Annotated in this window: 5 protein-coding genes; 1 reads left to right on the forward strand and 4 read right to left on the reverse strand. The window is 65.0% G+C overall.

What is annotated here, in order from left to right:
- Positions 1–323: 323 nt before the first annotated feature.
- The 4 genes from ACZJYS_RS09250 to ACZJYS_RS09265 all read right to left on the reverse strand — a co-directional run bounded on the left by ACZJYS_RS09250 (position 324) and on the right by ACZJYS_RS09265 (position 7,186).
- A complete protein-coding gene (locus ACZJYS_RS09250) occupies positions 324–2,627 on the reverse strand; it encodes a hypothetical protein (protein WP_493177391.1) in 2,304 nt (767 codons plus the stop codon).
- A 72-nt stretch (positions 2,628–2,699) separates the two neighbouring features.
- Positions 2,700–2,879 (reverse strand): hypothetical protein, encoded by a 180-nt coding sequence (locus ACZJYS_RS09255; protein WP_493177392.1) that lies wholly within the window; start codon positions 2,877–2,879, stop codon positions 2,700–2,702.
- Positions 2,880–2,886: 7 nt separating this feature from the next.
- Positions 2,887–4,887: a hypothetical protein gene (locus tag ACZJYS_RS09260; RefSeq protein WP_493177394.1), complete on the reverse strand. Its 2,001-nt coding sequence runs from the start codon at positions 4,885–4,887 to the stop codon at positions 2,887–2,889.
- A 235-nt stretch (positions 4,888–5,122) separates the two neighbouring features.
- Positions 5,123–7,186: a hypothetical protein gene (locus ACZJYS_RS09265; protein WP_493177396.1), complete on the reverse strand. Its 2,064-nt coding sequence runs from the start codon at positions 7,184–7,186 to the stop codon at positions 5,123–5,125.
- Between the two features lie 333 nt (positions 7,187–7,519).
- On the opposite strand from ACZJYS_RS09265, the gene ACZJYS_RS09270 reads away from it, so the two are divergent.
- Positions 7,520–7,684 carry a hypothetical protein gene (locus tag ACZJYS_RS09270; protein ID WP_493177398.1) on the forward strand — a complete coding sequence of 55 codons (165 nt, stop codon included), beginning with the start codon at positions 7,520–7,522 and terminating at the stop codon, positions 7,682–7,684.
- Positions 7,685–8,510 lie beyond the last annotated feature (826 nt).

Below are 8,510 nucleotides of genomic sequence, written 5' to 3' on the forward strand. Positions count from 1 at the left end.
TGCTATGGAAGCGCGCGCAAATATAGTATTCTGAGCTACGTCGTGCGCCTGAGAGGCCTCGATCTCAAGGTCAGTTCTCAGGCGCCGCCATCATGCCTGCGCATGCAAGCGCGTGGCTGCGAGCCATACGCGGCCGAGGCCAGCGAAGCCGCCTCGGCGGCCTAGTGCCCTGTAGAGGTAAGTACTGGTCACAGTCATTGGGCCTTAACTCCGGATTGGCCTGCTGGAGCACCAGCAAACAAGCGCACTACGTTCGGTACCGGATTGTGGCGGCCTGCTGCAGGCTCTCCGCTCGCGACCGCCTGTTCCCTGCTTGGTTCGTGTCAGATCACGAAGATGTCGCGTCCCTCAAACTGGCCGTGCTGGACGTAGTGGACCAGCGGGTTCACTTGGGCCTGTGCCACGTCCAAGTGCTTGGCCAGATAAGCATCACCGTCGAAGCTGGCGCTGGGATCGCGTCCCTCGGCTGCGCCGAACTGGAGGTAGTGCTCGAGGGGGTTGATGCCTGCACTGGCTACGTCCTGGTAGGTAGCAAGGTACCAGTCCGTGTCGAAGAAGGCATTGGCGTCGCGCCCTTCCTTCCAACCCGACGCCATGAAATGCTGGGTGGCGTCCACGCCTTCCTTCGCCACGTCCTGATAGGTCGCGTAGTAGAAGGTGGCGTCTACCAGGGGGTTCTGTGGTCCTGTGATATGCGGCGTTGCCTGGAAGGCGTCGCGGCCCTCGGCCTCACCGTGGTGCAGGTAGTGCAGCAGCGGGTTGATCCCTGCCTTGGCCACGTCAGCGTTTGCCACGAGGTAGGCATCGCCATCGAAGACAATGGACGCTTCGCGACCTTCCTTCCAGCCGGACGACATGTAGTGCTCGAGCGCGTTGACGCCCGCCGCCAGAACGTCCGGGTTCTGGTTCAGGTAGAACGAGACATCGAAGTGGCTGTTGGGGTCGCGGCCTTCGGCGGCGCCGAAGCGCAGGAAGTGCTGGAGGGGGTCGCCACCTGCGGTCGCCACGTCGGGATTATGCGCGAGGTAGAAGGTCGTGTCGAACAACGCGTTGACGGGAGACCACTCGTGGTGGGGTTCCGATGGACCGGAAGGCGGCTCCTTATCGTCCGTGGTCGGCGGCTCAATCGGCGGGTCCGGGGGGAGTTGCGGCCCGGGACCCTCCGAGGTGGTGCCGAGTTCGAGGAAGCGTGCACCAAGATTCACGCCCGCCATCTCCGAGACGATGTGCGTCCCGCCTGGCGTCAGGTCCGTGCGCCAGACCTGCGGGGCGTAACTCGGCGCGGCATTGAAGAGAAAGCTACCATCGGAGAGTTGGACGACGCCGGACACGCTCGCGGAGGCGGGCAGGTCGTTCCCGCTAGCGAGTTCGGTCATCCTCTCGCCGTCGAACAGCTTCAGGCTGCGCTCGTTCTGACTGTAGCCCTCGACCAAGAGCGCCCGCCCGTCCCCCAGGGACGCGAAGGACGAGACTTGGTTGGCCTCGCGTCCGGATAGGAGCGTCTTCGTTCCCGCTTCCGTTCCGTCCGTGACGATCAGGCGCTCAACGCCCTCGACGTACACGTTGAGTACGGTCTTCCCGTTCCCGATGTCCCGCGCCCAGTTCCCCTTGCCGTTGTAATCGGCCTTGAGGAGCAGGTGCGTGTCCGTGCCATCCGTTACATAGTAGCTGACGGCGTCCTTGCCGCTGGCGTTCCAATTCTGAGCGCCGTCGGCAACGCTCGAGATTAGAATCTTCCCGTCCCCGATCGGGCCCAGCAAGAGGGCACGTCCCCCCCCTGGAGCCCCCTCGACGAGGTGCGTGCCCTCGGGTGTCCCATCCGTCACTTTGACGAGGTCACCCTCCTCGAAGAACAGGCGGCCATCCGACGCCATCAAGGTCTGGTCATTGCTGAGATGGCTCGAGAGGCTCGAGAGCGCGACTGTTCCCGCGGCGGTCCCGTCGCTCACCCAGAGCTTCGACGAGCGCGGGCTTGAAGCGTCGTCGGCCGTGAGGGCGCCGAACATGAACCTGCCATCGGCCAAGGGATGGATCGCGCTGATGAAGATTGTGCCCTCGGCGCCGGGCGTCATATCAAGCATCAGGTGCGTGCCGTCGCGGGTACCATCCGTCACCCACAGTTCGCTGCCCGTTGCGATGCTGCTCGCCACGAAGACGACACGGCCGTCGGCAAGCGCGGCGAAGTTGCCCGGCCGAAGGGAGCCATCCCCGTCATTGATGTCGTAGAGCAACGCCGTTCCGTCGGCGGTGCCGTCGGTCACCCAAAGTTCATAGCCGTGCTCGGGGTCCTGGGCGGTGAACAGGACGCGCCCATCAGGCAGGCGGGTCAGGTCGGCAATATCTGATCCGTGCGATCCCGGCCAGATGTCCTTGAGCAGGTGGGCGCCCCCTGCAGTACCGTCGGTCCCCCAGAGTTCCGGACCATGGTCGGTGTCGATCGAGACGTAGATAAAACGCGCTGGTCCAGGTGTATCGCCGGGGGCGGGATCAGGTGCGGTCGGATCACTGGGCCGCCCAGGCACCTTGATAAGGCTGCTCCCGCCGGTGGTGGCGTCCAGCAGCGACAGGCCGCCGTTCGCCGTGCCACCTCCGGCGCCGCCGTCAGGATAAGTGTTCGAATCGGTCATGCGGGGGCAATCCGAGGCTGGAGTGGGGAGGGTCAGGCCCGGCGCGGCGACACCGCCGCGCCGGGGTGTCGGTCAGGCAGCGAAGATGTCGCGACCCTCGGCCCGGCCGTACTGGAGGTAATGCTCGAGCGGGTTCAGCCCGGCCTCGGCCACGTCCGCGTTGGCGGCGAGGTAGGCGTCGCCGTCGAAGGCCGTGCTCGGAGCGCGGTGCTCGGCGGCGCCGTGCGCGAGGTAGTGCTCGAGCGGATTCATCCCAGCCTCAGCCACGTCCTGGTAGGTGGCGAGGTACCAATCCGTGTCGAAGAATGCGCTGGCGTCGCGGCCTTCCGTCCAGCCCGCCGACATGAAGTGCTGGGTGGCATCCAGACCCTCCTTCGCCACGTCGCCGTAGGTGGCGTAGTAGGTCGCCGTAGGTGGCGTAGTAGAAGGAGGCATCCACCAGGGCGTTCTGCGGGCCGGTGGTCTTCGGTGCCGCCTGGAACGCGGCGCGGCCTTCGGCCTCCCCGTGACGGAGGAAATGCTCCAAAGGATTCATGCCTGAGGACGCCACATCGGCATTGGCTTCGAGATAAGCCGCCCCATCGAAGGAGAAGGAGGCGTCACGCCCCTCTTTCCAGCCTGCCGACATGTAGTGCTCGAGGGCGTTCGCCCCGGCTGCCAACACGTCGGGGTTCTGGTTCAGGTAGAACGACACGTCGAAATGACTGTTGGGGTCGCGCCCCTCGTCCGCGCCAAACTGCATGAAGTGCGCAAGCGGGTCCGTACCCGCCGCTGCGACGTCCGCATACTTCGAGAGGTAGAACGCCTTGTCGAACAGAGCCATCTCCACCGAGAGATCACGCGTTTCCCCGGTTGGCGTTTCGGCAATGGGTGGCTCTACCACAGACGGCTCGCCGGGCTGCGGGGGTTCCAGCACCACGGGGGGCGTCACCGGCTCCGAGATGCCGACCCTATGGAACGTGCCATCTCCCTCCCTGGAGTGAAAATTAGCGTCCGCTGCGAGGCGCTTGGTTCCGGCTGCTGTTCCGTCCGTGATCCACATCTCATCGCTGTCGGAGGGGCCTTCGACATTGATCGCGAGGATGGTCCGCCCGTCGCCCAACTCCCGCCAGTCGATGTCGCTGCCGAGCAATCCGTCATCACCCTGCTCGCGCAGCAAGATTTTGTTGTCCTCGCGCACGAGCCACAGGGAGCGCAGGCCGGTGGCTAAGTCTTCCTCGATGCGGACAGCCGCGCCATCGCCGACCGGTGCGAAGTTGCCGCCTGTGGAGTGGCCATCGCCCCCGCTGAGTTGCCTCGTCCCACCATATGTACCGTCGGACACGAAGACCAAGCCTTCCGGACCAGAGCCAAGTCGTATCAGCGTGCTGCCATTACCCAGCGAGGTGGCCTCCGCAGTAGCGTAGAACACATCGTCCAGAATCTTCACCAGCTGCTGGGTACCTCCGACTGTGCCATCTGTGGACCAAATGGCACTCGTCGGCCGTACGGCAGTGCCGTCCGCAGGCGCAAAGACAAAAGCCACCCCGCCGCCGTCAGACACGATGTCACCGGAACCGCGTCCATCAGCCTCATACGGAGGCTCGAAGAGGCGGGTGCCCTCAGGTGTCCCGTCGGTCACCCAGGTCTCGCCGGACTTGCTCCGATACAGTGCCGTACCGTTGCCAAGCGGCGTGAAGTCACGCTGGTTGAAGGCGTCGAAGGGGGACTCACTGCCTCGGAGCGGCGATTCGGCGATCCGCCGTGTCCCGGACTCGGTGCCATCCGTTGCCCAAAGCCAGGAGGCACCCGTGCCATCCCCGGCGATGAAAGTCGCGAGGCCGTTGCCAAGCGGAACGGGAGTCGGCACCAGCGTTCCCTTCGCGCCGGGAGTGATGTCGAGGAGCATCTTGGTACCGTCCGGCGTGCCGTCGGTGACCCAGAGTTCTCCGCCGTGCACACCGTCACTGGCGGTAAAGACCGCCTTGCCGTCACCCAGGGCGCGAATGGACGCGATTCCAGAGAGTAGGCCCCTGTCCGCCTGGTTGATGTCACGGATCATGGCGGTCCCTTCCGCCGTGCCGTCGCTGGACCAGAGTTCCCAGCCATGCTCGCTGTCCATGCCGACGAAAACGACGCGGCCGCCGCCGATGGCCTCCATCTCGGCAACCCGCATATTCCGAATAAGGGATGCCTCTCCGCTGTCGGCATCCAATAGCCACAGGCCGGGCTGCTGATCAGCGTCGCGACCTCTGTAAATGTATGTGTTCGCAGCGGTCATTGTGACCTTGGCTCCGCAGCAAGAGGCTTGCCCGCCCACGGAAGGGCGCGCGAGGGTTTCGTCCGGGCCTCCGTCGCCCGCCGCAGGCTGTTCGGTGCCGCCCAGCCCTGCCTTCCGGGATGCACGGTGCCAAGCATTGCGGCTGTCCTACCTGCTAGAGGACAGCCGCACCTTGATGCCTGCGCCTGTGCGGACCACCGAAATGGCGATCCGCGCAGGCGCAGGCCAGTCACACTCAGGCAGCGAAGATGTCGCGCCCCTCGGCCCGGCCGTACTGGAGGTAATGCTCGAGCGGGTTCAGCCCGGCCTCGGCCACGTCCGCGTTGGCGGCGAGGTAGGCGTCGCCGTCGAAGGCCGTGCTGGGAGCGCGGTGCTCGGCGGCGCCGTGCGCGAGGTAGTGCTCGAGCGGATTCATCCCGGCCTCGGCCACGTTTTGGTAGGTGGCGAGGTACCAATCCGTGTCAAAGAATGCGTTGGCGTCGCGGCCCTCCTTCCAGCCGGAGGTCATGAAGTGCTGGGTGGCATCCACGCCCTCCTTCGCCACGTCGCCGTAGGTCGCGTAGTAGAAGGAGGCGTCCACCAGGGCGTTCTGTGGCCCGGTGGTCTTCGGTGCCGCCTGGAACGCGTCCCGGCCCTCGGCTTCGCCGTGCAGGAGGAAGTGTTCCAGCGGGTTCATCCCGGCGGCCGCCACGTCAGCGTTGGCCTCGAGGTATGCATCGCTGTCGAAGGCGAAGGAGGCGTCGCGTCCCTCCTTCCAGCCCGTCGCCATGTAGTGCTCGAGAGCGTTCACCCCGGCCGCCAGCACGTCGGGGTTCTGGTTCAGGTAGAACGAAACGTCGAAGTGGCTGTTCGGGTCGCGCCCCTCGGCCGCGCCGAATTGCATGAAATGCGCAAGCGGGTCCGTTCCCGCCGCCGCGACGTCGGCATACTTCGACAGGTAAAACGCCTTGTCGAAGATCGGCATCTCCGCCGCCCAGTCATGCACGGGAAGCGTCGGCGTCTCCGGGTCCGTCGGCGTCTCCGGCGTTACGGGGCTATCCGTAGCCGATCCGACGGGAACGAAATTGCCTTTCCAGAGATCGAGGCCCGCCAAGTCGGGGGCAAGATGCGTGCCCTCGGCGGTCAGGTCCGTACGCCAAGTCACCGTCTCGCTGGTAGCTGAGGACCGGGTCTCCAGCAGGTAGGTTCCGTCAGCCAGCTTGGCGACGGCCGTCGGATACATGCCCTGCGCATCGTCCGGTCCGATCAGGGTGTCGAGGCCATCGTGACCAAGAAGCATGATCGCGCCGTTCATGCTGGAGACGGCCTGACCGTCCCCCGCAGGCACCCACCGGCCGCCGCTCGGGATCGCTGCCGTGCCATCCTCCGTCCCGTCCGTGACGAAAACCTGCGGCACGCCATCAACCGTCACCGACAGCACCGACCTTCCGTCCCCAAGGTCCTGGATATATCCGCCCCGCACCATGTCGGCCTGCATCAGCAGGCGGGTGGTCGTCCCATCGGTGGTGTAGAGCTGAAGGCCGCCTGGAATGCTGGGTCCGGCCTCGCTCCAGCCGCGCGGGGTGACCTTGATCAGCACGCTGCCTTCACCGACCGGGTGTAGGAAGTCGATGGAGACCGCACTGGGATCGGGCAGACCATCGATGGCCCGCGTACCCTCAGGCGTGCCGTCCGTCACTGTGATCTGGCCGCCTCCGCTGTTGAGGAACATCCGCCCGTCCTCGAGCAGCACGTTGTCGCCGAAGTACCGGGTCACCGCCTTGGTGCCCTCGGACGTTCCGTCGCTCACCCAGAGCGTGGCGCCGATGTCCTCACCCGGCGCGGGGAGGTTGGTCGCGAAGTAGAAACGGCCGTCCGCAAGCGGGTGGATTGCGCCGGTGAACGCGGTGCTGTCTGCGCCCGGGGCCATGTCGAGCATCAGGCGGGTGCCCTCGCGGGTACCATCGGTCACCCACAGCTCGCTGCCGCTGCTGGAGTTGCTGGCGGTGAACACCACACGGCCGTCGGACAGCGTGGTGAGCCCAGCCGGGCGCTGCGAGCCGTCCGTGTCGTTGATGTCGTACAGGAGGAAGGTGCCCTCGGACGTGCCATCGGTCACCCAAAGCTCGTAGCCGTGCTGCGGATCCTGCGCCGTGAAAACCGCCTTGCCACCGATCACCGCAGTCAGGCTCTGGATGTCCGATCCGTGAGAGCCGGGCCAGATGTCCTTCAGCACCATGACAGATGCGCCGGAATCGTTCCCCAACCAGAGTTCAGAGCCGTTTTGGATATCGTTGCGGACAAACACGAAAGGGTGCATCGGTGAGGGTCTCACGGGCTTCTGAGACCCCTCCGGAGCGGAAGTCTCTTTGAGGCAGGCCTACCGGGGCCCCTGGACGCTCCGCGCACAGGCTGTGGTAAATTTAGTAAATATTTAGATTAATCCGTCAATTCGGGACCGTTTCACGTTTTCAACAGCGTAAGCTCTACTGTCCCTGATACGTGTTCTGAGACCTTTTTGCCGCCTTGCCTGGATCGCTGAATGTCCAGGTTGCTCTGCCGAAGCGACCTCGTGGAGTTAACTGCCCCCAACGGGAGGCTTCCCAAAACTTTTTTGTTCGCTTTATGTTCTATTTGGTTGATAGAGGGAGCCATGGCGATTCCAGGCAAGGCGGCATTGCTGAATGAACTGCGTGAGCAGGTGGCCCGTATCGAGGGCCATGGCGATGCATCTGCCCACCCGACACTGGCTTTCAGCATTCCGGCGCCGGACTGGCGGGATGCCGCATGGTGGCTTGGCTCGCGGCGCCCTGCATGAGGTCGCGGGGGTCAGTGTCAACGTGGAGCATGCCTCGGCCGATGCCCTGCTGGTGGCGGGCATCCTGGCGTGTGCCGGTGAGTCCGTGCTGTGGGCGTCCGAGCGCTTCGACCTCCTCGCCCCAGGCTTGGCTGCCGTAGACCAGCCCCCATTAACTGGTCCGCGCGAGATTTTAGTGGAGCATGGCTGAAGGCGGGGACGATGAGCCGTTGGAACCGGAGTGGGCACCGTCTTGATCGCAGTGACAATCCCGGATGGACCTGCGCTCCCTCCGGGACTTAAGCCCTTACCCCGCTTGCTTATATCTGCGCGCCAGCTGGCACCTGGGCTTGGCCCAGCATGCGATCGCTAGTGCCCCGTGTCAGGCAAGCGCAGGCGTTGAAGGCGCGGGCGGCACGTTGAAGCGTTGGCTGGCAGATAGCCTTTCTAGGACCGGAGCAACTGCGTGAGCACCGGACCAGCCGCGGAAGCAAATATCCGCATCCATCGAGCATACAGCTGGCTACGGTTGCGATCAGGAGGCGCGTGCAAGTACAGTTCGGCCAGCGTTGGAGAAGTACGAGCCGCTCGGCAGGTGGGAGTGGCCGCAGAGCAACCTTGTGGGCGGGCGAATAGGTCGAGAACCGCGGCTTGGCCGGTCAACGGATTGCTAGCTTTCGAAGTAGAATTGTTTTATGTCAACAAGTTAGCCTGGGGTGGGAATGCGGTTATGCCTGGGCGAACATGAGGCCCGGCTTCCCGGCGGGCAGCCTGCTCGCCGCCCTGCTCGGCGGGGAGGCGCCGGTGGAGGCGCGCCGCGCCGCGCGGCGCCTGCGCGCCGAGGGCG

Source organism: Roseomonas sp. TS2, from assembly GCF_058833935.1.